The organism is Chelatococcus caeni, assembly GCF_014196925.1.
Classification (GTDB): domain Bacteria; phylum Pseudomonadota; class Alphaproteobacteria; order Rhizobiales; family Beijerinckiaceae; genus Chelatococcus_A; species Chelatococcus_A caeni.
The window spans coordinates 21,335-44,438 of record NZ_JACIEN010000004.1; the positions used below are offsets into that span (position 1 = coordinate 21,335).

A 23,104-nucleotide genomic window follows, 5' to 3' on the forward strand; every position below is an offset into this window, starting at 1 on the left:
GCCGGGCTCGGGCATGGCGAAGCGTCTCGGGCGGCCGGCGCCGGCCGCCCGCAGCGGATGGGAATGGGGCGGTCGTCCTAGCTCCTGGTTGCGGTCCAGTCGGACGTCTGGCCGCCGGCGGTGGTGCCCGACATGCTGTCGCCGTCGACGGTGCCGGTATAGGTCACGCCGTTGGCGGTGAAGGTGATCTCGCGGCCGTTCAGGCGCCCGTCCGCGATGGGCGTGCCGCCGAGGGTGCCGCTGATCCTCTGGTATTGCTGCGTGAGGGCGAGATCCTGATCGCCGATCTTCCAGCTGCCCTCGACCTTGGCCGGGACGATCCACATCAGCGCGCGGCACCATTGCTCGCAGCCTGCCACCTGTGCGGTCTCGTCCGGCGGCCAGTCGCCCATGTCGAAGGAATTGGAGACGACGCGTGTGCCGGGCGCCATGTCGAGGAGGATGGGACGAAGCCTTTCGTTGAGCGACGGCAGCAGGAAGAGGGTGACCACCTGCGCCGAGGAGAAGTCGCTCTCGAACAGGTCTGCCTGCTCGAAGGTCGCACGCTCGGCGACGCCCGCCTCGGCGGCATTGCGCTGCGAGAGGGCGACGAGGTCGGGGTTGTATTCGATGCCGTGCGCCCGGAGCCCGCGCTTGGCGGCGGTGATGACGGTGCGGCCGTCGCCCGAGCCGAGATCGACCAGGTAGTCGTCCGGCGTGACCTTCGCCATGTCGAGCATGCGGTCGACGAGCGCCTGTGGCGTCGGCACCCACACGACATCCTTCCCCGGCTGGCCGGATTCGGGCACGTAGGTCTCGCCTTTCGCCTCGGGCGATGCGGCAGGGGCGGCGGATGTCCCGGCCGGTGCCGCCGTCCCCGTTTCGGCCCGCAGGGCGACCGGCGCCAAGACGAGACCTGTCGCCACGAATGCCGCCGCGGCCGCGCGGGCAAGGCTTATCCGCAGGCTTCTGGTTGGCGTAATCGTTTGTTGCTGCTCATGCTGAATGTCGCTGGGAGAATGTAACAAAATGTATCGCTGCGACAAATTTTGGTTGAATTCGGCTGACAACGCACTTCTCCCGTGTCTGAGCGTGGTATCGAATCCGCGCTAGACAGAACGGTAATATGAAAGCAGTAGGTTAGTTCATCACATTACGTTGATTGGCGGGCATTTATAGTTGTAGTAAGGCTTTGCTGCGCTTTGGATTCCATAGTGCTCCGCGACGGAAGGAGCTTGCGCCGATGGGCCGATGCTGGCTCCATCGGACGCGCACGGCTGCCGACGAAAGGCCAGGAAGCGACAATGTCAGATCAACCCGGACCGATGTCCCGCCGCGGCTTCCTGTGCGGCAGCGCGGCCGTTGCCACCGGTCTTGCCGCGATCGGCCCGGCTGAGGCCCGACCCGTCCCCGCCGGCGAGGGCTCTCTTCCGGAAATCCTGGCGGAGGCGGCCCAGCTTGCACCGCTCGAGACGGTCATCGTGGCGCGGAAAGGCGAGGTCGTCGCGGAACGGGCCTATGACGGGCATTCGCTGACCGCGCCGACCAACATCAAGTCGGCCTCGAAGGCGGTGGTCTCCGCGCTCGTCGGCATCGCGGTCGACCGCGGCCTGCTTCAGGGCGTCGACCAGCGCGTGGCCCCGATCCTTCGAAGCGACGTTCCCGGCGGTGCCGATCCGCGCATCGAGAAGATCACGATCGGCCACCTGCTCTCGATGCAGGCGGGGCTGAGGCCGACCTCGGGGCCCAATTACGGCCGCTGGATCGCCAGCCGCAACTGGGTGCGGGCCGTGCTGGAGCAGCCCTTCGAGGACGATCCGGGCGGGCGCATGCTCTATTCGACCGGCTCGACGCACCTGCTCTCGGCCATCCTGACGAAGGTCTCCGGCCGCTCGACGCTGGCCCTCGCGCGCGACTGGTTCGCGCCCGTCGCGGATTTCGCCATCGGCGGCTGGCAGCGCGATCCGCAGGGCATCTATCTCGGCGGCAACGAGATGGCGATGAGCCCGCGGTCGCTGCTGGCCTTCGGCGAGGTCTACCGCACCGGCGGGCTCGCCGCGGACGGTACGCGGATCATGTCGCGCGCATGGATCGACCGGTCGTGGACGGCGCGGACCAACTCCCGCTACACCGGCGACGGCTATGGCTACGGCTGGTTCCTCAGGGAAATCGACGGCCTGGAGATACGCTATGCCTGGGGCTACGGCGGGCAGATGCTCTACATCGTGCCGGGACTCGATCTCACCGTCGCCGTGACCTCGGACGACAGTCCGCGTCCCACGACGATCGCCGACCGGGACAACCTGCACAATCTGTTCGCGCGGATCGTCGCGGCGGTGCGCTGATGCGGGCGATGGGTCAGGCGTTCGCCGGCGCCCGCCCTTGGCGGTCGAGGAGGTGGCGAAGGGTCGCGGCATCGGCAAGGAATGCCTCCGGCGCGTCGTCCCGCACGAATTCCAGCATGGCGTAGCGCACCCCCTCGAAGCGGCTTTCCGGCAGCGCCGCGAAGACGGCCGACCACCACTTCGCGTGCTCGGCGAGCGCATAGCGCCGGCGCGCGCCGTCCCATGCGAAGACATGGACATGGGAGACACGCGTACCGATGCGGGCGATCTCCTCGCAGGCTTCGTCGAGCGGCAGGCCCGGGCGCGGCTGCCAGTAGAGATGGACATTGGCGTGGGCGATCGCGTCCATCAGATTTGCGGCGGAGCCCGTCTCGTCGGTGAGCGAATTCGGGTGGTACTCGAGCGAGACGGAGATGCCGGCCCCGCCCGCCAGCTCACCCATGGCGCGGATGAGGCCGGCCGCCTCGCTGCGCTCCGCGGCGTCGTAGGTTGCCGAGGGACGGTTGCGCCGGCCCGGCCAGATCCGCACGTTGCTCGAGCCCAGTGCGTGACATGTGTCGAGGACGCGGCGGAAGTCTTCGAGGCCGTGGTCCGGCGGGTAGAGATAGGAGCCGTAGGAGGCGGGCAAGAGGCCCGCTTCCTCGGTGATGCGGCGCACGTGCCGCGCCAGGGCGACATCGCCGGCGGGCACGTGCACGTCGCCGCCCCATTCGATGGCGGCGAGCCCCGCCTGCCGGGCGAGCGCCACGATCTCCTCCGGTGGCAGCTGCCGGAAGGTGACGGAGCAGAGGGCCGGCGCGAGCGGGATCATGCGAGCCGCTCGAGCAGGGCCGGATGGACCTCGTAGAGCAGCGGCTCGCCGGCGCGGAAACGGGCGATCTCGTCCACCGCCATCTCGCCGAGCCGGGTGCGCTCGGTGCCGACGGCGCCGGCGATATGCGGCGTCAGGAACACGTTCGGCAGGTCGTAGAGCGGCGACGTGGGCGGCGGCACCTCCGGCTCCGTCACGTCGATGATGGCGCTGATGCGGCCGGTGCGCAGCTCGGCGATCAGCGCCTCCTCGTCGACGATGATGCCGCGCGCCGTGTTGATGAGGGTCGCGCCGTCGCTCAGGCGTGCCAGCATCGGCCCCGAGATCATGTGCCGCGTCGCGGGCAGGGCCGGCGCGTGCAGCGAGACGACGTCGGAACGCGCCATCAGTTGCCCGAGGGGCACGGCTTCGACGCCGAGAAGCGCGGCTTCCGCCGCATCGACATGCGGATCGTAGAGCAGCACGGTGAAGCCGAAGGGCTGCAACAGGGCGACGACCCGCCGGCCGATGCGCGAGGCGCCGACGATGCCGACCGTCTTGCGGTAATTGCCGATCGGCTCGCCCTTGAGCGCATCGATGCGCCCGCGGTGGCGATCCTCGCGGTAGAGCCGGTGGAAGCGGAAGACCTGCTTGGCCGCGAAGAGGATGGCCGCCAGCGTGAACTCGGCCACCGGCACCGCATTGGCCTCCGCCGCGTGGGTGACGCGGATGCCGGCGGCATAGACCTCCTCGCCGATGAAATGCTTCACCGTCCCCGCCGCATGGGCGACCAGCCGAAGGTGCGGAGCGAGGCCGAGCACCGCCGCGTCGATGGTCGGGCAGCCCCAGCCGGTCACGAGGATCTCGGTGGCGGCCAGGACGGAACGGGCGCGCGCGTCGTCGAAGCGCTCCAGCGGCACGGGATCGACGATGCGCCCGAGCGTTGCAAGGCGTGCCAGGAGATCCGGCGGCAGCACATGGCCGGTGCGGGCCGGATCCATGGCGAAGGCGATGCCCGGCTTCATCGCGGCGCCTCCTCGATCATGATGGCGCTGACACGCTCGCCCCTGGTGGCGAACAATCGCTCCAGGGTCGGCAGCTCCGGCGCCGGCGGTGGGCTCGCCCACGCCGCCCGGGCCGTCGCGCGGTCCGGGCTCGCGAGCGCCGCCGTGACGAGAAGGCTCTCGCCCGCGGGAACAGTGGCCCGCAGCTGCGGCACCGTGGTCTTGGCGACGATGAGGTTGGTGTTCGGCGCGACCTTGCTGGCGATGCCGCGCCGCGTCACCGTGGAGCCGAGGTCGGCGATGCCGCTGAAGTCCGTGGCGCTCGTGACGCAGGCTCGGCCGTCCGCCTCCTCGGTCCTGTCCGCGGCGCCGTCGGCCCGGGCGATGGCAAAGCCGCCTTCGGCGGTCAGGAGCGGCCGCGGCGTCACGATCCGGTGGAGGCGTATGTGCCACAGGCCAGCCGGTACCAGCCAGGTGTCGACCAGGACGTCGGGAAAGGGCCGCCAGCGCGCGAAGAGGCTGTCCCCGGCGATTTGCGCCTCCTCGTTGCCCTCGCGCACGCGGAAGTGCAGGCCGTCGTCGCTGAAGGCGAGCATGCCGTCGAGCGCGGCGAGGCCGAAGTTGCGCTCGTCGCTTTCGACACTGAAGCCGTAGCGGCTCGAATAGACGAACTTGGCGTATTTCTCGGAGCCGAAGCGCATGGCGAGGTTCTCCTGCCCGCAGGAGAGCGCCACCACGTTGCCGGGGCTCTGCGTCATCACCATGCCCGGATGCCGGAGGGGGACCGGCTCCGACGCCGGCTCGGCCGGCTCTTCCCGGGCCTGCCAGAAGGGGTGGCTCTCGGGTAGCGCCAGCGGCAGGAAGGCCTTGAAGGCCCAATAGGGCGAGCCGGCGGAATTGTAGTTCTCCGACATGAGGAGATTGGGATAGCCGTAGCCGACGGAGAGCACCCCGTCGCGATGCGCGATGGGCTTGTCCGCCCACCAGCGCAGGTGCCTGAGGTAATGGCCCTTCACCACGCCCCAGGGCAGCGCCTCCTCGTCGGCGAAGGCGAGCGCCCCCCAGAAGCCGGCCATGGCGTAGCGATAGGTGAGGCTGCGGCCGAAGGCGAGGGCGCCGCCCGCATCATCGAACCAGTGGCGGATGTCCTGCGCGAACAGCCGCGCCCGCTCGCGGAAACGCGCGGCGCGCGGATCGCCCGGCGCGGCGAGCGCCGCATAGATGAGGCCGTAGAAATGCATGGCGAAGGGAATGTAGTGGTCGATACGGCGCACATTGCCGTCGCGATACCAGCCGTCGCCGAGATACCAGCCGTCGATCTCGTCGAGATAGGCCTCCGTCAGGCTCTCGTCGAAGGCGACGCCGACGTGTTTCAGCCCCATGTCGACGAGGACGCGGAAGAAGCGCCAGTTGTTGTCGGCATAGTCGTGGCGGCGGGCCTCGAGGAGATAGTTCGCGACATTTTTGCGCGCGCGGGCGTCGAGCGGCTCCCAGAAGATGTTGGGGCAGAGGCGCAGCGCCAGCCCGATCACCGCGAGCTCGACGAGCCGCTGGTCGCGCGGGCCGGCCCGGCCGATGAAGCCGGGATGCTCAGGATCGAGCCCGTTCGCGAGGCCGTCGCGGTACATGGCCCAGTGGGCGAAGGGCTCGCCGCCTTTCGCGAGCGGCAGGAGCCCCCAGAGCGGCCGGGCGAAGCCCTCGAAATCGGCCGCGGCACGGTCGAAATGCGCCGCCGCGGCGTCGAGGCGTACGCGCGCGCCGCCGCCCGGGTCGAAATAGGGCAGCAGCGGCGCGAAGCTGTCGTCGAGCGCCTTGACGACATCGGCGCGGGTCCGCAACGGGTTGCCGGCGAAGGGGTTGCTGCGCGAGGGATCGATGGGCATCGGGGGCTCGCCTTGTCTGGGCGGATCGCTGGTGGTGGGCGCTGATCTCATGGGCTCTGACGCGGCCCGGCCGGGCCGCCGCTTCCTTACGATCCGGGCGGGGCGACGCTGCCGCCGGCCTGCGGCCGGACCGCGAGCAGCACCTGCCGCGCCGGCTCGTGCGGGGAGGCGAGGCGCGCCTGCATCAGCGCCAGGGCCTCGCGGCCGAGCTTTTCGCGCGGCACGTCCATGGTGGCGAGCCGCGGGCTCGCCATGGCCGCGCAGGGCAGGCCGTCGAAGCCCATGAAGGAGATGTCGTCGGGCACCCGGCGGCCGGCGCGCTGGGCCGCCTCCATGGCTCCGACGGCGATGAGGTCGTTGAGGCACAGCACGGCCGTGACGTCCGTCCCCTCCGCGATGAGGGCCTTCATCGTGTTGATGCCCTCCTGCAGCCCGGTCTCGCCCTGCTTCAGCTCCACGACCGTGCCGCGCGCGCCGGGCGTCGCCGCGATGGCCGCCTCGAAGCCGCGGATGCGCTCGCGCAGGGTCGGCCGGACGCTGCGCGTCAGATAGGCGAGGCGCCGGTGGCCGGCCGCGAGCAGGATCTCGGTCGCCTGCCGCGCCCCGTAGAAGTTCGACGGAGAGACGCAATCGAACTGGAGGCCCGGATCGGCGCCATTGACGAGGACGACGGGGATCCCCGCTTCGCGCAGCCAGCGGCCGGTCGCCTCCGGCGCGTCGACACCCACGAGAAAGAGCCCGCCCGCCCCCTCCTCGGCGAGGTGGCGTTCGAGCTCCTCCCGCGTGATGGCGTCGGCATAGGTGAGGCGCACCGCGAGCGGCATGCCGGCGTCCTCGGCGGCTTCACGGAGCCCCCTGAGCACGCCGTCGTAGAAGGAGCTGAGGTCGGCCGTCGCCTGCACGGCATGGACCAGGGCGACGAGCTGATGACCGGGGCCGGAGGCCTGCCGGCGCGCGAGATAGCCGATCTCTTCCGCCACCTCGAGCACGTGGCGACGCACGCTGTCGCTGATGCCCGGCTCGTTGGCCAGCACGCGCGAGACCGTGCTGATGGAAACGCCCGCCCGGTCGGCGATGTCCGCCTGGCGGGGGCGTCTTGCTGATATGGATGCGGCGTCGGTCATGGGCTCATGTTTGCGTGAGTTAATGCAAATTTGCAATACAAGAAAACATTTGCGCTCATTTTCCTGTTTGCATATCCTTCTGCAAAATTGCGGACCGGCGAGCATTGTCCGGCGTCGGCCGTCATAACCCGGAGGAGGAAATGATGCGCTTGGATCGGCGGAGCTTTCTGAAATCGTCCCTCGCCGCGGGTGCCGCGACCGCGCTGCCGGCGCTCGCCGGCGGCCCCGCGCAGGCGCAGCAGACGGTCCGGCTGCGCGCGACGTGGTGGGGCTCGCAGGACCGGGCCCAGCGCACGCTCGCCGTGGCCGAGCTCTTCTCGAAGACCCATCCGGGCATCTCGGTCATCGGCGAGCCCGTCGGCGGCGACGCCTACTGGCCGAAGCTCGCCACCCAGATGGCCGGCCGCAACATTCCGGACGTGTTCCAGCTCGAGCCCAACACGCTGCCCGACTATTCGGGGCGCGGCGCCTGCCTCGACCTCACGAAATTCCTGCCCAAGCCCCTCGACATCGAAGGCTTCGGCCAGCGCATGGTCGATCTCGGGCGTGTCTACGACAATCTCTACGGCGTCGCGCTCGGTCTCAATTCCTTCTCGATGTTCTACGACACGGCGATGTTCGAGAAGGCGGGCCTGCCGGCGCCGACGCCGGACACGACCTGGGACGACTATGCCCGGCTCGTGACGGAGCTGAACAAGGCCGTCGGCCGCCCGGGCGAATACTGGGCCTCGCCGGACGGCAGCCGCTATCACTACGTCTTCCAGGTCTGGCTCGGCCAGCGCGGCAAGACGACCTTCTCGGAGGATGGCGGCATCGGCTTCACCGTCGACGACATCAAGGAGTTCTATACCTACTGGCAGGGCCTGCGCGAGAAGAAGGTCATCGTGCCGGCCGACGTCGCCTCCGTCGACGACAATTCCATCCAGAACAACTGCCTCGCGCTCGGCAAGTCGGCCATCGGCTTCACCTATTCCAACCAGCTCGTCGGCTATCAGCTGCTGATCAAGAACAAGCTCGGCATCGCCATGGTGCCGCAGGCGGGCAACGGGGCGCCGTCCGGCCACTTCTATCGCCCGGCGCTCATCTGGAGCATCGGCGCGAGCTGCAAGAACCCGGAGGCGGCGGCCGAGTTCATCAGCTTCTTCGTCAACGACGTCGAGGCGGGCAAGATCCTCGGCGTCGAGCGTGGCGTGCCCATGTCGCCGAAGGTGCGCGAGGCGATCCTGCCCAATCTCAACCCGACCGAGCAGGCGACGGTCGCCTATGTCAACATGCTCGAGGACCGGGTGATGGACTATCCGCCGCCCGCGCCGATCGGCGCCAACGAATACGACCGCAACGTCTTCCGCCCGGTTGCGGACCAGCTCGCCTACGGCAAGCTGACCGTCGCCGAGGCGGCCGAGAAGCTGGTGGAGGACGCGAAGGCGGTGCTGCGCAAGCGCTGAGCCGCAAGGCGCAGGCCGTCAGCGGTAGCCGGCGGCCTGCAATTCGAACATCTGCGCATAGCGACCGCCGCGGGCGACGAGCGCCTGATGCGTGCCCGCCTCCAGGATGCGGCCGCCTTCGAGCACGATGATGCGGTCGGCCATGCGCACGGTGGAGAAGCGGTGCGAGATGAGCAGCGTCGTCTTGCCCGCGCTCAGGTCGCGGAAGCGCTGGAACACCTCGTATTCGGCATGGGCGTCGAGCGCCGAGGTCGGCTCGTCGAGGATGAGCACCTCGGCGTCGCGCATATAGGCGCGCGCGATGGCGATCTTCTGCCATTCCCCGCCCGAGAGGTCGACGCCGCCGCCGAAACGCCGGCCGAGCGGCTGCTCGAAGCCGAGCGGCAGCCGGGCGATGATCGCGCCGGCGAGGCTGCGGTCCGCCGCCTCGGCGATCCGCTCGTGGTCGCCCGCCGCGCCGATGTCGCCGATGGCGATGTTCTCCGACGCCGTGAAGTGGAAGCGCACGAAATCCTGGAAGACGACGCCGACGCGGCTGCGCAGCATGTCGAGGTCGTAGTCGCGCAGGTCGCGGCCGTCGAGCAGGATGCGGCCCTCCGTCGGATCGTAGAGCCGCGCGAGGAGCTTGACGAGCGTCGTCTTGCCCGCGCCGTTGGCGCCGACGAGGGCCAGCACTTCCCCGGCCGGAATCTCGAGGTCGAGATGCCGGATGGCCCATTGCTGCGCGCCCTCGTAGCGGAAGCCGACGTCCTCGAAGACGAAGCCGGAGCGGATCGACTGCCGGACGGGCACCGGATCGGGCGGCGAGACGACGCGCGGTGCGATCTCGAAGAAGGAGAACAGGTCCTCGAGATAGAGCGCCTGGCCCGCCACCTGCGAGAAGCCGAGCAGCAGCCCATCGAGCAGGCCCTTGAGCCGCAGGAAGGAGCCGACGAGGAACGTCATGTCGCCGACGCTGAAGTCGCCCGCCATGGTGCGCCAGATGACGGCGGCATATGCGACGTAATAGGCGAGGGTGCCGAAGGCGGCGAACAGACCGCCCCAGAAGGCCCGGCGGGTGGCGAGGCGCCGGTTGTCGCGGTACATGGTCTCGGCGAAGCGGCGGAAACGCTCGATGAGGAAGCGCTGGAGGCCGAAGAGCTTGACCTCCTTGGCGGTCTCGATGCTGGAGCCGAGATAGCGCACGTAGTCGAGCTGCCGCCGCTCGGGCGTGCGGAAATAGTCGAGGCGGTAGCCGAGCGCGTTGAACTTCAGTTCGCCGAGCAGCGACGGCAGCAGCGCAATGAGCATCAGCAGGATCAGCGAGGGCCAGTAGGCGGCGAGCGCGATCATCAGCGTGACGGCGCCGAGGATGTCCTGGATCTGGCCGAAGACGAGGCCGAGCAGGCTGGTGCGACCCGTGACCTGCCGCCGGGCGCGGTCGAGCCGGTCCTGCTGCTCGCTGCTCTCGAACTGCTCGAGGTCGAGCGAGGCCGCCTTCTCCATCAGGCGGATGCTGGCGAAGTTGCTGTAGGTCTCGGCGAGGAGGCTGTCGACGAGCGAGCTGAGGCGGCCGGAGACATCCGCCACGATCGCGAGGCAAAGCTCCAGCGCCACGAGCGTGCCGACATGCGCGAGCCGGCCGCTCCCGATCCAGTCGCCGAGCGACCAGTCGGGATGCGGCACGCGCGCCTCGGCGACGACGGTGTCGATGATGAGCTTGCCGACATAGAGCATCAGCACCGGCACGACGGCGCGCGCGAGGCGCAGGGCGATGCTCGCCGAGGTCAGCGCCGGGCTCGCGGCCCAGACGAGGCGGATGAAGGCCGGCAGGTGGCGCAGGGCACCGACGCGTTCGCGGAAGGACTGGGGCGTGCGCAGGACGGTGGCCATGCTGCGTCTCTACCTCTTTCGCGCCCGCCGGTCGAGGTCGCGGCGGATGGCGTCCGGCATGCGGCATGGATCGTTTCGCCGGGCCGGGCGTTCCTCCAGGACGCAATAGCGAGGAGCGAGGATGACGAGCCAGCAGGTCGCGGGGCCGCCGGCGGTGCAGAACCTGCAGCAGGTTCTCGACCGCATCCGCAACGCGGGGGAAGAGGAGACCGTTTCCGTCGACGACGTTCTGCAGTCGATCGGGCCGCGGTCGTTCGGGGCGCTGCTGCTGGCGCCGGCCATCATCATCATCACGCCGCTCAGCGGCATTCCGGGGCTGCCGACCATCGGCGCCGCCATCATCGCGCTGATCGCCGCCCAGATGCTGCTCGGCCGCAAGCACTTCTGGCTGCCGCGCTTCCTGCGCTGCCGCTCGGTGCCGCGCGAGCGGCTCGACAAGGCCGCGACCTGGCTGGCGCGCCCGGCCCGGATGATCGACCGCTTGGTGGGGCCGCGTCTCAGCTTCCTGACGGAAGGCCCCTTCGCCTATCTCATCGGGCTGCTGTGCCTGTTGCTCGCGCTCCTCATGCCGCCGCTCGAGATCGTGCCCTTGAGCAATTCGCTGACCGCGACGGCGATTGCCTTGTTCGGGCTGGCGCTCGTGGCGCGCGACGGCCTTCTCGCGATCCTCGCCACGCTGTTCATGGCTGGTGCGATCTACGTCGGCTTCGCCTTCATCACCTGAGCGTCGCATTCGGCGACGAGGGCCCGCAGGCTATCGCGCGTCTGCACGATGCGATGGTGGTGAAAGCCGATCAGCGGGAATTCCGCGCCATAGGCGAGGCTCATCAGGGCATTGGCCCTGTCGCGACAGTCCGGTGTCGCCTTGCCCTCCCGCGCCTTCTCGATGATGCGGTTGCGCAGGCCGGCGAGACGGCGCATGGCCTCGGCAATCTCCTCGTGCGGCGTCTCCGGGCCGCCGGTCACCAGCGCATCGAGCGCCGCCAGCGTCTCCTGCGCCTCGTTCAGCGCCTCGTCGTCCATGATCCTCATCGCGGCGGCCCTAGGCGAATGACGGAACGGTCGCGCGGCAGGTTCTCCGGCTGCGCGAAGCGGAAATAGGCCCGCGGCTTGCGCGCGCTCGCGTGGCCGGCATTCATGGTGCCGTGCCTGAGCAGGAAGCCGCCGGCGATGACGGCGAGCGAGCCGACCACCGACAGGGCGGGGGCTCTTTCGCGCGTCAGCCGGTGCAGCGCATAGGCGGCGAGCGGTACGGCCCCGCCGATGACGAGATCGCCCAGTTCGAGCCGGCGTCCCTGCGGGCTCTCGCTGACCTCGTCGAGCCCCTTGTCGTGCCGCTGACGCCGGGCGCCGAGGCTGGCGACGAGGTGGGCCGCCGTGGCGAGCGCCGCGAGCCGGTCGAGCCGCCGGCTGTTGTCGGTCCGCCCGCCCCAGCGCTCGGCCAGCGAGAGGGTCGCGGCGGCCGAGGCGACGGCGGAGGTCGCGAACTGCAGCCCCAGCCAGCGCGGCGCCGCGGCCCAGAAGGGCGTGCTCGTCGAGGCCATCAGCGCGGCGGTATAGGTGCTGGCGCCGGCGCCGGTGAGGCCGGCCCCGACTTGAGCGACATCGGCGGAGCGGCGCACCAGACGCGCGAGGCGTCCCCGGCCGGACCGCAGCTCGCCCAGGGCGGACAGCCAGCTCAGGCCGCCGAAGGCACCGAAGATGTAGCTGCCGAAGGACATGGGCGAGGTGGGCCGCAGGATGCGCAGCATGTTGTAGAAGCGCTTCGGCGTCTTGAGGTCCGCGATGAGGAGCCCCGCCCCGACGGCGGACCCGATGCTCGACAGGAAGCGCGCGTTGCGCAGGACGCCGCGATAGCGGTCCCGGTCCAGCGCCTGGCCGATGGCGGCGATGGCCTGGGCGGCGCCGGCAAGGCCGGTGAGGAAGATGTAGCTGCTGACCGTCCAGTCCCAATGCGCCGCCTTCAGCGCCGGCCGGTCGTAATAGGTCTCGCCGCGGTAGCGGCCGTGCCGGGCGGGAAGCGACGGCCCTCCGGCAGCGGGGCTGCGCGTGCGCACCGTGACCGCCTTCATCGTCCGCCTCCGTTGCGCGTGCCGGCGAGCAGCGTCACGGCGGCGGCGGCGAGCCCGGCGAAGGCGACGAGGCCGGCCCCGAGCGCGGCCCCGATGCGCTGGGACGGGCGGGTCGGGGCGGACGGCAGGTTGTAGACCTCCGGGCGGTCGACGAGGAGGAAGAAGGCGTTGAGCCGGCCGAGGCCGCCGGTCGCGCCCGGCGCGTCGGGCGTGCCGTAGAGATAGGCTTCCTCGACGCCTTGCGCCTTGAGCTCCTCCACCCGCTCGCGGGCAACGGCGTCGAGCTCCGACAATTCGCCGAAGCGGATGGAGTCCGTAGGGCACACCTTGGCGCAGGCGGGCTCGAGGCCGCCCTTGAGCCGGTCGTAGCAGAGCGTGCACTTGTGGGCCTTGCCGTCGCAGTCGTCGATGGCGACGACGCCGAAGGGGCAGGCGGGCACGCAATAGCCGCAGCCGTTGCAGATGTCCTGCTGCACCACGACGGTGTCGAACTCGGTGCGGAAGATGGCCCCCGTCGGGCAGGCGTCGAGGCAGGGGGCGTTGGCGCAGTGCTTGCAGACGTCGCTCATCATCAGCCAGCGGTCGGGAACGCCGTCATCCCGCTCGTGGTCCTGCGCCGGCCGGACCTGCTCGATGAAGGCGACGTGCCGCCAGGTGGTGGCGGAGAGCGCGCCGGTATTGTCGTAGCTCATGCCGGTGAGCGACATGTCCTCGGCCGGCAGCTGGTTCCACTCCTTGCAGGCGACCTCGCAGGCCTTGCAGCCGATGCACACGGTGGTGTCCGTGAAGAAGCCGTAGCGTTTGCCCGGCTCGATGCGGACGCCGGCGGTGCGCTCGGCCTCGGTCGTATAGGGCGTCAGCTGCTGGTCCATGGCTCCCCTCTCCGGCCGTCCCGTTCAGGGCGCCGCGCCAGGCTTCGCGTGAGCCGCCCCTTGCGCAGCGCACAGGTCAGCGCCTTGTTCTCGTGCATGCTGGTGTTGCCGTCGCCGACCACGGCCGTCAGCACATTGGCGATATCGCCGGTGGCATAGCCCTCCCAGCCGAAGTGCCACGGCAGGCCGATCTGGTGGACGGTATGCCCGTCGATGCGGAACGGACGCAGCCGGCGCGTGATCATGGCGCGCGTCTCGATCTCGCCGCGTGCCGTCGCCAGCACGATCCAGTCGAGCTGGCGGATGCCCAGTTCCTCGGCGAGCTCGGGCGGGATCTCGGCGAAGCCTTCGGGCTGCAGCTCCGCCGTGTGCGGCACGCCGCGCGTCGGGGTGCCGCCGCAATGGTGCTCGGTGAGCCGGTAGGTGGTGAGGACATGCGGGTGGCGCGGGTCGGCGACCGGGTGGAGCGGATTGCCCGGCCGGCGCCAGCGCTTCGCCACCGGGCTCGTCTGCTGGCGGTACATCGGGTTGTGAACCGGGCTCTCGACGGGCTCGTAGTGAGCCGGCAGCGGCCCGTCCTTCAGCCCGGACGCGGTGAACAGGGCGCCGCGGCCGTCCGGCATCATGATGAAGGGTTCGTCCCCGCGCAGCGCGTCCATGCCCTCGGGCTTCTTCGACCAGTCCGGCCGGTAGTCCGGCCGCTTGTCGGGCTCGAAGTCGATGCCGTCGTGGCTCTGCCAGGCGCCCTTCGCCTCGTCCCACCAGACGAGGCGCTTGCGCTCCGACCAGGGACGGCCCTCGGGATCGGCGGAGGCGCGGTTGTAGAGCACGCGGCGGTTGTCCGGCCAGGAGAAGGCCCAGCCGCGATGGGTGCCCGGCCCGTCCGGGCCGTCGGCCTCACGCATGCGCGTCTGGTTGTGGCTCTCTTCGGGAAAGCAGCCGCAATAGAGCCAGCTGCCGCAGGCGGTGGAGCCGTCGGCCGCGATCTCGGCGAGGTTCTTCAACTGGCGCCTGCCGGGAAAGGTGTAGCCGTTGATCTCGCGCAGGACGTCCTCGGCCTCGACGTCGTCGCGCGGCCCCTTCGTGCGATAGTCGAAGGTCAGGTTGCGGATCGGCGCGTCCCGCTCGGCCGTGCTGTCGGCATAGAGCGCCTTCAGCCGGCGGCCGAGATGATAGAGGAACCAGAGTTCGGAGCGGCTGTCGCCCGGCCCGTCCACCACCTTGTCGTGCCACTGCACCAGGCGGTGGGTGTTGGTGAAGCTGCCTTCCTTCTCGCCGGCGAGCTCCGCCGGCATCACGAAGATCTCGGTGCCGATCTCCTCCGGGCGGATCTCGCCGTCGCGCACCGCGTGGCCCTTCTGCCAGAAGGTGGCGGATTCCACCATGTCGGTGTCGCGCACGACGAGCCAGTCGAGCTTGCCGAGCCCGCGCTGGATAAGCTTCGAGTTGCTGCCGCCCATGACGACGTTCTGGCCGAGCAGGAAGAGGCCGCGGATCATGCGATCGTCCATGGCCAGCGTCAGCGCGAGCTGCGAGTGGTCGCCGACGATCTTCGGCAGCCAGTGATAGCCCCAGCCGTTGTGCGGGCCCGCGGCCCCGCCGTACCAGGCGCGCAGCAGGCTCGTCATGTATTTGGGGAAGTTGTACCACCAGCCGGTCGGGATGGTCTCGTCGTCGAGGAAGCTGTCGAAGTCGCGGGCCTGCGGCTTGAAGGCGTTGGGCTGCGGCAGGTAGCTCGGCAGCATGTTGTAGAGCGTCGGGATGTCGGTCGAGCCCTGGATGCTGCAATGGCCGCGCAGCGCCAGGATGCCGCCGCCGGGCCGGCCGATGTTGCCGAGAAGCGCCTGCACGATGGCCGCGGCGCGGATCATCTGCACGCCGATGCTGTGATGGTTCCAGCCCACCGCATAGCAGATCGCCCCCGTCCGCTCGCGGCCGCAATTGCGTGTCAGGGCCTCGGCCACCTTGAGGAAGGTCTCCTGCGGGCAGCCGGTCACCCGCTCCACCATCTCGGGCGTGTAGGGGGCGTAATGGCGCTTCAGGATCTGGTAGACGCAGTTCGGATGTTCGAGCGTCGGGTCCTGCGGCGGCGGTCGCTCGTGCAGCCGGCCGGTCAGCTCCGAGAAGGATTCGGCCGTGTCGAGATAGTGCTCGGCCAGCGCGGAGGGGACGACGACGCCCTCGTACTGCCAGCTGTCGAAGTCGTAGGAGTTCTTGTCCGGGTTCCAGCCGGAAAACAGCCCGTCGAGGGCCGCGGCGTCCTTGAAGTCGCCCTCGATGATCGTGGCGATGTTCGTGTAGGGCAGCACGTAGTCCCGGAACATCAGGTCGTGCTCGAGGATGTAGCGGATGATGCCGCCGAGGAAGGCGATGTCCGTGCCGGCGCGGATCGGCGCGTGGATGTCGGCGAGGGCGGAGGTGCGGGTGAAGCGCGGGTCGACGTGCATCACCGTCGCGCCCTTGCGCTTGGCCTCCATGACGAAGCGGAAGGCGATCGGGTGCGCTTCCGCCATGTTCGAGCCCATGATGAGGATGCAGTCGGAATTGGCGAGGTCCCACTGGGGCATGGTCGCGGCGCCGCGCCCGAAGGAGGCGGCGAGGCTCGGTACCGAATTGGCGTGGCAGACGCGCGCCTGGTTCTCGATGAAGACCATGCCGAGGCCGCCGCCGAACAGCTTCTTGATGAGGTAGTTCTCCTCGTTGTCGAGCGTCGCCCCGCCGAGCGAGGCGATGCCGAGGGTGTGATTGACCTTCGTGCCGTCCGGCAGGGCCTCGACGAAGGTCTCGTCGCGCGTGCGCTTGACGAGCTGCGCGATGCGCTCCATCGCCCAGTCGAGCGGCCGCTCCTCCCAGCGATCGGAGTGGGGCGCCCGGTATTTCACCTTCGTCAGGCGGTCGGGGTTGCTCATCAGGCTGAACAGCGTCGCGCCCTTCGGGCAGAGCGTGCCGGCGTTGATCGGGCTCTCGGGGTTGCCCTCGACATGGGTGATGCGCCCGTCCTCGGCATAGACGAGGACCGAGCAGCCGACGGCGCAATAGGGACAGACGCTGACGCCGACATGATCGGCGTGCTCCAGCCGCGGCCGCAGGCGCTCCGACAGGGTGCTGCGCGCGGCGTCCGACCTGTGGTCCTCGCCCCTGAGCTGCCGCGGCAGCGACCAGTCGCGCAGGAAGGAGGCGGCGCGGCGCCCGAGTGTCTGCCGGTTCGCCGTCATCGCCGGGCCGTCCCGGCCGCCGTGACATCCTCGGCGAGCCGTGCGGCCCGGCCCGGTGCGTCCTCGCAGCGGACGGTCACGGACGCCTTTCGCCGTGCCAGCTCCTCGAGATCCTGCGGCTCGAGCGGTGCGCGCCGCGACAGGATGAAGAGTTCGGAGCGGCCGTCGGCCATGTAGAGCCTGAAGCGGCCTTCCTGGCAGACCCTGATCACTCCCGTCATCGCCGCCATCGCTCATCTCCTTTCGGGGGAACCCGGCGAACAGCGAGGATGGCGGAATGGTTCCAGCGGTCCGGCCGCCTGTCGCCGGCGATGCACGGTTCGATGACACCGCGCGAGCGGCGGAGTAGGATTGCCCTTCGTCCTGCCGAGGAGACGAGACCATGCAGGAGATGCCCGCCTCCAAGGCCTACCGTCTGCTCGAGGCCGGCCCGATCGTCCTCGTCGCGACCGTCCGCGACGGAAAGCCGAACGTGATGACGATGGGCTTCCACATGGTGATGCAGCACACGCCGCCGCTGATCGGCTGCATCATCGGCCCGTGGGACTACAGCTTCCGCGCTTTGCGCGACAGCGGCGAATGCGTCATCGCCATCCCGACGGTCGATCTTGCGGCGAAGGTCGTCGACATAGGCAACTGCTCCGGCGAGAACACCGACAAGTTCGAGACCTTCGGCCTCGCCTCCGCCCCCGCGCGCGATGTCGCCGTGCCGCTCATCGCCGACTGCCTCGCCAATATCGAATGCCGGGTGGCGGACGCGAGCCTGGTGGACCGCTACAATTTTTTCATCCTGGAGGCGGTCCGCATCTGGATCGACGCCGACCGCAGGGAAAGGCGGACGCTCCACCACCGGGGCGACGGCACCTTCACCGTCGACGGCCGCATGATCGACCTCCGGGAGCGGATGGTGAAGTGGAAATACCTGCAGGATTGAGCGGAGGCCGCCCCGTTTAGGGCGCCCCGTCTATCCGTCGGTCGACCAGAGACCTTCCGCCAGCCCCGCGAGCGCGCGGCGCTGCTCGTGCATGGCGAGGAAGATGCGGTAGTCCCGTTCGTAGCCGGCCCGGCGCGCCGGGTCGGGCGCACGGTGGCGCAGGGCCGGGCGCATGGCGCGGCAGGCACCGGCAAGCGAGGGATACAATCCCGCAGCCGCGGCGGCGGCCATGGCGGTGCCGAGCAGCATGGCGTCGTCCGCGCCGGTTTCATGGACGGCGCAGCCTGCGGCATCGGCATAGAGCTCCATGAGCAGCGGATTGCGCAGGTGGCCGCCGGTGACGTGCAGCGCCTCGGCCGGCACGCCGCTCGCCTTCAGGTGGTCGAGGATGTGGCGCACGCCGAGCGCGATCGCCACGGCCGTGCGGAAATAGAGCCGGCAGAGCCCGTCGAAGGAGGCATCGAGCGTGAGCCCGCTGATCACGCCGCGGGCGTGCGGATCGGCAAGCGGCGAGCGGTTGCCGTGGAAGTCGGGCAGGACGTTGAGGCCTGCGGCGAAGCGGGAGCCTTCCTCGGCACGCAGCACGGCGATGCGCTCGACGATCCGCGCGTGCAGCCGCGCATCGGGCGTGCCGCCGGCGGCGTGGACGCGCACGACATGGTCGAGCAGCGCCCCCGTCGCGGACTGGCCGCCCTCGTAGACCCAATGGCCGGGCAGGGCGGCACCGAGATACGGTCCCCACACGCCGCTCACATAGACCGGCTCGCGGGAAAACCCCATGAGGCAGCTCGACGTGCCGGCGATGAGCGCCAGCCGCCGCCCGACGTCGTCCTCGCCGCCGATGACGCCGAGCGCCCCGGCGAAGGCATCGATGAGGCCGGCGCCCACCGCGCAGCCGGTGTCGAGGCCGAGGTCGTCGGCGGCCTCCCGCGTGAGGGTGCCGAGCCGGGCGCCGACCGGGCTCGCCGCCTCGGGGAGGTTACCGCGTGCCGTGAGATCGGCGAGGCCGACCGCAGCGAGAAAGTCGCGCGCCCAGCCGCCGGCATGGGGCAGGTAGGTCCATTTCGCCGTCAGCGTGCATTGCGAGCGGGCAGTGGAGCCCGAGGCGCGCCAGGTGAGGAAATCGGCAAGGTCGAAGAAATGCCCGGCCGCGGCCCAGGCCCGGGGCAGGTTGCGCTTCAGCCACATCAGCTTCGGCACCTGCATCTCCGGCGACATCACGCCGCCGATGTGGTCGAGCACCCGGTGGCCGGTCGCCGTGCATTCGTCAGCCTCGGCCAGCGCCCGGTGGTCGAGCCAGACGATGGTGTCCCAGCGCGCCTCGCCGTCGGTCGAGACGCCCAGCGGCCGGCCGTCCGTGTCGCGCACGACGAGCGAGCAGGTCGCATCGAAGCCGATGCCGGCGATCGCCTCGGCCGGCGCGGCGGCAACGGCGCGTGCCGTCCGCACGGCGGTGCAGACGGCGCGCCAGATGTCCTCCGAATCGTGCTCGGCATGGTCCGCCCGCGGGCGGTTCATGGCGATGGGGTGTTCGCCGCGTCCGAGAAGCCTGCCCGTCCGGTCGAAGATGCCGGCGCGGGCGCTGCCCGTTCCCACATCGACGGCGCAGACGAGGTCGCGCATCAAGGCCCCGTTCGCTCGAGCGCGCCGATCAGCGCCGGCAGCTGCCGCATGTCGTCGAAGATCGCGTCGGGACGGAGGGCCGCCGCCGCCTCGCGCAACCCGCAGCGGGAGGCATGGGAGCCGCCGGTGAAGGCGAGGACCCGCATGCCCGCGCGCCTGGCGGCCTCGATGCCCGCCGTGCTGTCCTCGACGACCACGCAGGCGGCCGGCGATGCGCCCATGGCGCTCGCCGCATGCAGGAAGAGATCGGGTGCCGGCTTGCCGTTCTTGACCATGCTCGCACTGTATATGTGCGGCTCCAGCCTTTCCAGCAGCCCCGTGACGGCGAGCGACAGGCGGATGCGCTCGGGCTGGCTGGATGAGGCGACGCAGCGGGGCATCGTGAGCGCGTCGATGGCCTCGGCGACGCCGGGGATGGGCCTCAGCTCGCTGCGGAAGCGCTCGTAGAGCAGCGTGCGCATGTCGGCGAGGTGGCCGTCGGTGATGGCGAGGCCGAATTCCTCCTCCATCGTCGCTGCAACCGACGTGATGGAGCGGCCGAGGAAGCGGCGGTAGGCGATCTCCTCCTCGAGGATGACGCCCGAGCCGGCGACGACCTCGCGCAGGACGGCGATGGAGATGGGCTCGCTGTCGACGAGCACCCCGTCGCAGTCGAAGATCACGAGTTCAGGCAGCACCGGCCGTCTCATCCTTCCTCGACATAGCGCCGCAGCACCTCTCCGGTGCCGTCGCGCCAGAGCGCCGTCAGCGCCGCGGCGAAGGCGGAGCGGAACGCATCGGAGCGCCCGACATCGCCGAAAATGTCCTCCATGGCAAGCCAGGCTAGGGGATCGTTGCGCGCGGCGGCGGCCGCGGCCGTCAGCCGGTCCCAGTTCGGGTCGTTGGGCGCGGTCGTTGCGCCGCTCTCCGTTGTGCCGAAGCAGTAGCGGCACCACAGCGCCACCTCGAGGGCGAGGCCCGCGACCGGCAGGCCCTGGCGCAGCCGGTCGGCCACGGTCGGCAGGATGAACTTCGGCTGCCGGTTGGAGCCGTCGAGGGCGAGGCGGCGGATGGTGTCGCCGATCTTCGGATTGGCGAAGCGCTCCTCGATGAGGCGGAAATAGGCAGCGAGGTCCGTGTTCGGCACGGGTGGCACGACCGGGATGATCTCCTCGTGCTCGATCTTGTCGAGAAAGGCGCGGATCAGCGGGTTCTCCATCGCCTCGTGCACGAAATGGATGTCCATGAGGGCGGACGGATAGGCGATGACCGCATGGCCGCCGTTGAGGATGCGGATCTTCATCGTCTCGTAGGGCGAGACGTCCGGCACGAATTCCACCCCGACCCGCTCCAGCGCCGGCCGCCCGGCCGGGAAGCGGTCCTCCAGCACCCACTGGCGAAAGCCCTCGCAGAAGACCGGCCAGCCGTCGGCGATGCCGTAATCGTCGGCCAAGAGCTGCCGCTCGCGCTCGCCCGTCGCCGGCGTGATGCGGTCGACCATGCCGTTGGGGAAGGCGACGTTGTCGGCGATCCAGGCGGCGAGATCCGCATCGAGGAGGCGGGCAAGGCCGGTGACGGCATCGCGCGTCACCGCGCCGTTGTGCGGGAGGTTGTCGCAGGACATGACCGTGAAGGGCACGGTGCCCGCGGCGCGGCGGCGCTTCAGCCCGGCGACGATGAGGCCGAAGACGGTCTTTGGATCGTCCGGGGCCGCTGCGTCCGCCCGGATCTCCGGGTGGTCCGGATCGAAGACGCCGGAGGCCGGGTCGATGAAATAGCCGCCTTCGGTGATCGTCAGCGAGACGATGCGGATGGCGGGATCGGCGAGGGCCTTCAGGATGGCGGCGGTGTCGCCCGGCTCGAGGAAACCGACCATGGGGCCGGTGATGCGGGCGGCGCTGGCGGAGGCCTCCTGCTCGACCACGGTCGTCAGATAGTCCTGCGCGGCGAGCAGCCGCCGCATCTCGGCATCGGCGGGGCGGACGCCAGCGCCGAGAATGGCCCAGTCGTGGTCGAGCCCGGCATTGAACAGGTCGTCGAGATAGAGCGCCTGGTGGGCCCGGTGGAAGTTGCCGATGCCGAAGTGGAGGATGCCGGCCGAAAGCCTGCCGCGGTCATAGGCCGGCACGCGGGCCCGCCCGGCGATGGCGGGCAGGTTGGCGGCGCAGAGGGGGAGGGGAGTGTCCATGGCCTCAACTCATCCAGTTGCCGCCGTCGACATTGTAGGTCTGCGCGACGACGTAGTCGGACTCTGGCGAAGCGAGGAAGATCGCCATGCCTGTCAGGTCCTCCGCCCGGCCCATGCGGCCGAAGGGCACGGCGGCGCCGACCTGCCGCTTCTTCTCGCCAGGCGGCAGGTTCTCGTAACGGGCGAAGAGCGCATCGACATGGTCCCAGTGCTCGCCCTCGACCACGCCGGGGGCGATGGCATTGACGTTGATGCCGTGCGCGATGAGGTTGAGCCCGGCCGACTGGGTGAGGCTGATGACGGCGGCCTTGGTGGCGCAATAGACGGCGACGAGCGGCTCGCCGCGCCGGCCGGCCTGGCTCGCCATGTTGATGATCTTGCCGCCCCTGCCGCGCGCGATCATGCCCCTGGCCACGGCCTGCATGACGAAGAGCGTGCCCGCCACATTGACGGAGAAGAGACGCTCGTAGCTCTCGCGCGTGATGTCGACGATGGGCGCGAGGTCGAAGAGCGCGGCGTTGTTGACGAGGATGTCGATGCCGCCGAAGGCCTCTTCGACCGCCGCGACCGCCGCGTCGATGGAATCCTGCCGCGTGACGTCGAGTTCGACGGCTATCGCCGCCGGGCCGATCGCATCCGCGGCCTGCCGTGCCCGCGCGAGGTCGATGTCGGCGATGGCGACGCGGGCGCCCTCGCGCACGTAAGCCTCCGCGAAGGCGCGGCCGATGCCGCGCGCGGCGCCGGTGATGAGGGCGGACTTGCCGTCGAGGCGTCTCATGAGAGGGCCATCCCCTTGTCGTCGAAGCGGTGGATCTTGCCGGCCTCGGGCGCGATGCGCAGCGTCTCGCCCGGCCGGGCGGCGAACTCGCCGCTCATGCGGGCGGTGAGCGGCCCGACGCCGTCGATGGTGAGGTGGAGATAGGTGTCGGAGCCGAGGTGCTCGGCGACGCCGACCTTGCCTTCCCACAGGCCGTCGCTGGTGGAGAGGGCAAGGTGCTCCGGCCGGATGCCGATGGTGGCGGCGCCGAGCTTGCGGGCCGCCTCGCCGGAGAGGAAATTCATGCGCGGCGAGCCGATGAAGCCGGCGACGAAGAGGTTCTTCGGGTTGCGGTAGAGCTCGAGCGGCGAGCCGACCTGCTCGACGCGGCCGGCGTTCAGCACCACGATCTTGTCGGCCATGGTCATGGCCTCGACCTGGTCGTGGGTGACGTAGATCATGGTGCGCTTCAGCTGCTGGTGCAGCTCGCTGATTTCGAGCCGCATGGCGACGCGCAGCGCCGCATCAAGGTTCGACAGGGGCTCGTCGAAGAGGAAGGCGACCGGATCGCGCACGATGGCGCGGCCGATGGCGACGCGCTGGCGCTGGCCGCCGGAGAGCTGGCGCGGCTTGCGGTCGAGATAGTCGGTGAGGTTGAGGATGCGCGCCGCGTCCGCGACCTTGCGCTCGACCACGTCCGAGGCGAGGCCCGCCATCTTGAGCGGGAAGGCGATGTTGCCGCGCACGCTCATGTGCGGATAGAGCGCGTAGGACTGGAAGACCATGGCGAGGCGTCGCCGCGCCGGCGGCGTCTCGGTCATGTCCTCGCCGTCGATGAGGATGCGCCCGCCGGACACGTCCTCGAGCCCGGCGATGAGCCGGAGCAAGGTGGACTTGCCGCAGCCGGAGGGGCCGACGAAGACGACGAACTCGCCGTCGGCGATGTCGAGGTCGATCGCGGGGATGACGACGGCGTCGCCGAAGGTCTTGGAGACGTTGTCGAGAACGATGCTGCCCATGGC

Annotated in this window: 20 protein-coding genes; 4 read left to right on the top strand and 16 right to left on the bottom strand. The window is 70.0% G+C overall.

Annotated elements, in window-relative coordinates; genetic code table 11:
• Positions 1 to 77 precede the first annotated feature (77 nt).
• Positions 78 to 905, bottom strand: coding sequence for a methyltransferase domain-containing protein (locus GGR16_RS16285; protein WP_183317271.1), 828 nt, complete (start codon positions 903 to 905; stop codon positions 78 to 80).
• Positions 906 to 1,304: 399 nt separating this feature from the next.
• On the opposite strand from GGR16_RS16285, the gene GGR16_RS16290 reads away from it, so the two are divergent.
• On the top strand, positions 1,305 to 2,324 hold the full coding sequence (locus tag GGR16_RS16290; protein ID WP_183317522.1) for a serine hydrolase domain-containing protein: 1,020 nt from the start codon (positions 1,305 to 1,307) through the stop codon (positions 2,322 to 2,324).
• Between the two features lie 13 nt (positions 2,325 to 2,337).
• Here GGR16_RS16290 and GGR16_RS16295 read toward each other — a convergent pair whose 3' ends face one another.
• From GGR16_RS16295 to GGR16_RS16310, 4 genes are all read right to left on the bottom strand, one after another.
• A complete protein-coding gene (locus GGR16_RS16295) occupies positions 2,338 to 3,135 on the bottom strand; it encodes a sugar phosphate isomerase/epimerase family protein (RefSeq protein ID WP_183317272.1) in 798 nt (265 codons plus the stop codon).
• A complete protein-coding gene (locus tag GGR16_RS16300; RefSeq protein WP_183317273.1) occupies positions 3,132 to 4,139 on the bottom strand; it encodes a hydroxyacid dehydrogenase in 1,008 nt (335 codons plus the stop codon). Before GGR16_RS16300 ends, GGR16_RS16295 begins: the two co-directional genes overlap by 4 nt.
• Positions 4,136 to 6,001 (bottom strand): DUF2264 domain-containing protein, encoded by a 1,866-nt coding sequence (locus GGR16_RS16305; protein ID WP_183317274.1) that lies wholly within the window; start codon positions 5,999 to 6,001, stop codon positions 4,136 to 4,138. Before GGR16_RS16305 ends, GGR16_RS16300 begins: the two co-directional genes overlap by 4 nt.
• Before the next feature lie 86 nt (positions 6,002 to 6,087).
• Entirely contained in the window at positions 6,088 to 7,125 is a 1,038-nt protein-coding gene (locus GGR16_RS16310; protein ID WP_019400825.1) for a LacI family DNA-binding transcriptional regulator, read from the bottom strand.
• Positions 7,126 to 7,268: 143 nt separating this feature from the next.
• Between GGR16_RS16310 and GGR16_RS16315 the strand changes: the two genes are divergently transcribed.
• Positions 7,269 to 8,570 (top strand): ABC transporter substrate-binding protein, encoded by a 1,302-nt coding sequence (locus GGR16_RS16315; RefSeq protein ID WP_183317523.1) that lies wholly within the window; start codon positions 7,269 to 7,271, stop codon positions 8,568 to 8,570.
• A gap of 18 nt (positions 8,571 to 8,588) precedes the next feature.
• Here the strand turns inward: GGR16_RS16315 and GGR16_RS16320 are convergent, their stop codons facing one another.
• Positions 8,589 to 10,442, bottom strand: coding sequence for an ABC transporter ATP-binding protein (locus GGR16_RS16320; protein ID WP_183317275.1), 1,854 nt, complete (start codon positions 10,440 to 10,442; stop codon positions 8,589 to 8,591).
• A gap of 121 nt (positions 10,443 to 10,563) precedes the next feature.
• Here GGR16_RS16320 and GGR16_RS16325 point away from each other — a divergent pair, with 121 nt between their 5' ends.
• The gene (locus GGR16_RS16325; protein WP_019400828.1) at positions 10,564 to 11,166 is read left to right on the top strand and encodes an exopolysaccharide biosynthesis protein; all 603 of its coding nucleotides are present in this window, start codon (positions 10,564 to 10,566) and stop codon (positions 11,164 to 11,166) included.
• Here the strand turns inward: GGR16_RS16325 and GGR16_RS16330 are convergent.
• From GGR16_RS16330 to GGR16_RS16350, 5 genes are read right to left on the bottom strand one after another with little or no spacing between them, the layout of a single operon-like run.
• Entirely contained in the window at positions 11,139 to 11,465 is a 327-nt protein-coding gene (locus GGR16_RS16330) for a hypothetical protein (RefSeq protein ID WP_183317276.1), read from the bottom strand. The two genes, GGR16_RS16325 and GGR16_RS16330, sit on opposite strands and share 28 nt — an antisense overlap.
• 5 nt (positions 11,466 to 11,470) lie before the next feature.
• On the bottom strand, positions 11,471 to 12,514 hold the full coding sequence (nrfD, locus tag GGR16_RS16335) for an NrfD/PsrC family molybdoenzyme membrane anchor subunit (protein WP_183317277.1): 1,044 nt from the start codon (positions 12,512 to 12,514) through the stop codon (positions 11,471 to 11,473).
• Positions 12,511 to 13,386, bottom strand: coding sequence for a 4Fe-4S dicluster domain-containing protein (locus GGR16_RS16340; protein WP_183317278.1), 876 nt, complete (start codon positions 13,384 to 13,386; stop codon positions 12,511 to 12,513). Before GGR16_RS16340 ends, nrfD begins: the two co-directional genes overlap by 4 nt.
• Complete coding sequence (fdh, locus tag GGR16_RS16345) at positions 13,371 to 16,601, bottom strand: formate dehydrogenase (protein WP_183317279.1); 3,231 nt, start codon at positions 16,599 to 16,601, stop codon at positions 13,371 to 13,373. The genes GGR16_RS16340 and fdh overlap by 16 nt, the downstream gene beginning before the upstream one ends.
• On the bottom strand, positions 16,598 to 16,831 hold the full coding sequence (locus tag GGR16_RS16350) for a hypothetical protein (RefSeq protein WP_019400833.1): 234 nt from the start codon (positions 16,829 to 16,831) through the stop codon (positions 16,598 to 16,600). The genes fdh and GGR16_RS16350 overlap by 4 nt, the downstream gene beginning before the upstream one ends.
• Before the next feature lie 152 nt (positions 16,832 to 16,983).
• Between GGR16_RS16350 and GGR16_RS16355 the strand changes: the two genes are divergently transcribed.
• Positions 16,984 to 17,535: a flavin reductase family protein gene (locus tag GGR16_RS16355; protein WP_019400834.1), complete on the top strand. Its 552-nt coding sequence runs from the start codon at positions 16,984 to 16,986 to the stop codon at positions 17,533 to 17,535.
• 30 nt (positions 17,536 to 17,565) lie between these two features.
• Here the strand turns inward: GGR16_RS16355 and GGR16_RS16360 are convergent, their stop codons facing one another.
• Genes GGR16_RS16360 through GGR16_RS16380 form a run of 5 tightly spaced genes read right to left on the bottom strand, consistent with a single transcriptional unit; the run spans position 17,566 to position 23,101 of the window.
• Positions 17,566 to 19,158 (bottom strand): FGGY-family carbohydrate kinase, encoded by a 1,593-nt coding sequence (locus GGR16_RS16360; RefSeq protein WP_019400835.1) that lies wholly within the window; start codon positions 19,156 to 19,158, stop codon positions 17,566 to 17,568.
• Positions 19,158 to 19,847: an HAD family hydrolase gene (locus GGR16_RS16365; protein WP_183317280.1), complete on the bottom strand. Its 690-nt coding sequence runs from the start codon at positions 19,845 to 19,847 to the stop codon at positions 19,158 to 19,160. The genes GGR16_RS16360 and GGR16_RS16365 overlap by 1 nt, the downstream gene beginning before the upstream one ends.
• A complete protein-coding gene (locus GGR16_RS16370; protein ID WP_183317281.1) occupies positions 19,844 to 21,325 on the bottom strand; it encodes a mannitol dehydrogenase family protein in 1,482 nt (493 codons plus the stop codon). Before GGR16_RS16370 ends, GGR16_RS16365 begins: the two co-directional genes overlap by 4 nt.
• Positions 21,326 to 21,329: 4 nt before the next feature.
• Entirely contained in the window at positions 21,330 to 22,103 is a 774-nt protein-coding gene (locus GGR16_RS16375) for an L-iditol 2-dehydrogenase (protein WP_183317282.1), read from the bottom strand.
• Entirely contained in the window at positions 22,100 to 23,101 is a 1,002-nt protein-coding gene (locus GGR16_RS16380; protein ID WP_183317283.1) for an ABC transporter ATP-binding protein, read from the bottom strand. Before GGR16_RS16380 ends, GGR16_RS16375 begins: the two co-directional genes overlap by 4 nt.
• Positions 23,102 to 23,104: the final 3 nt, after the last annotated feature.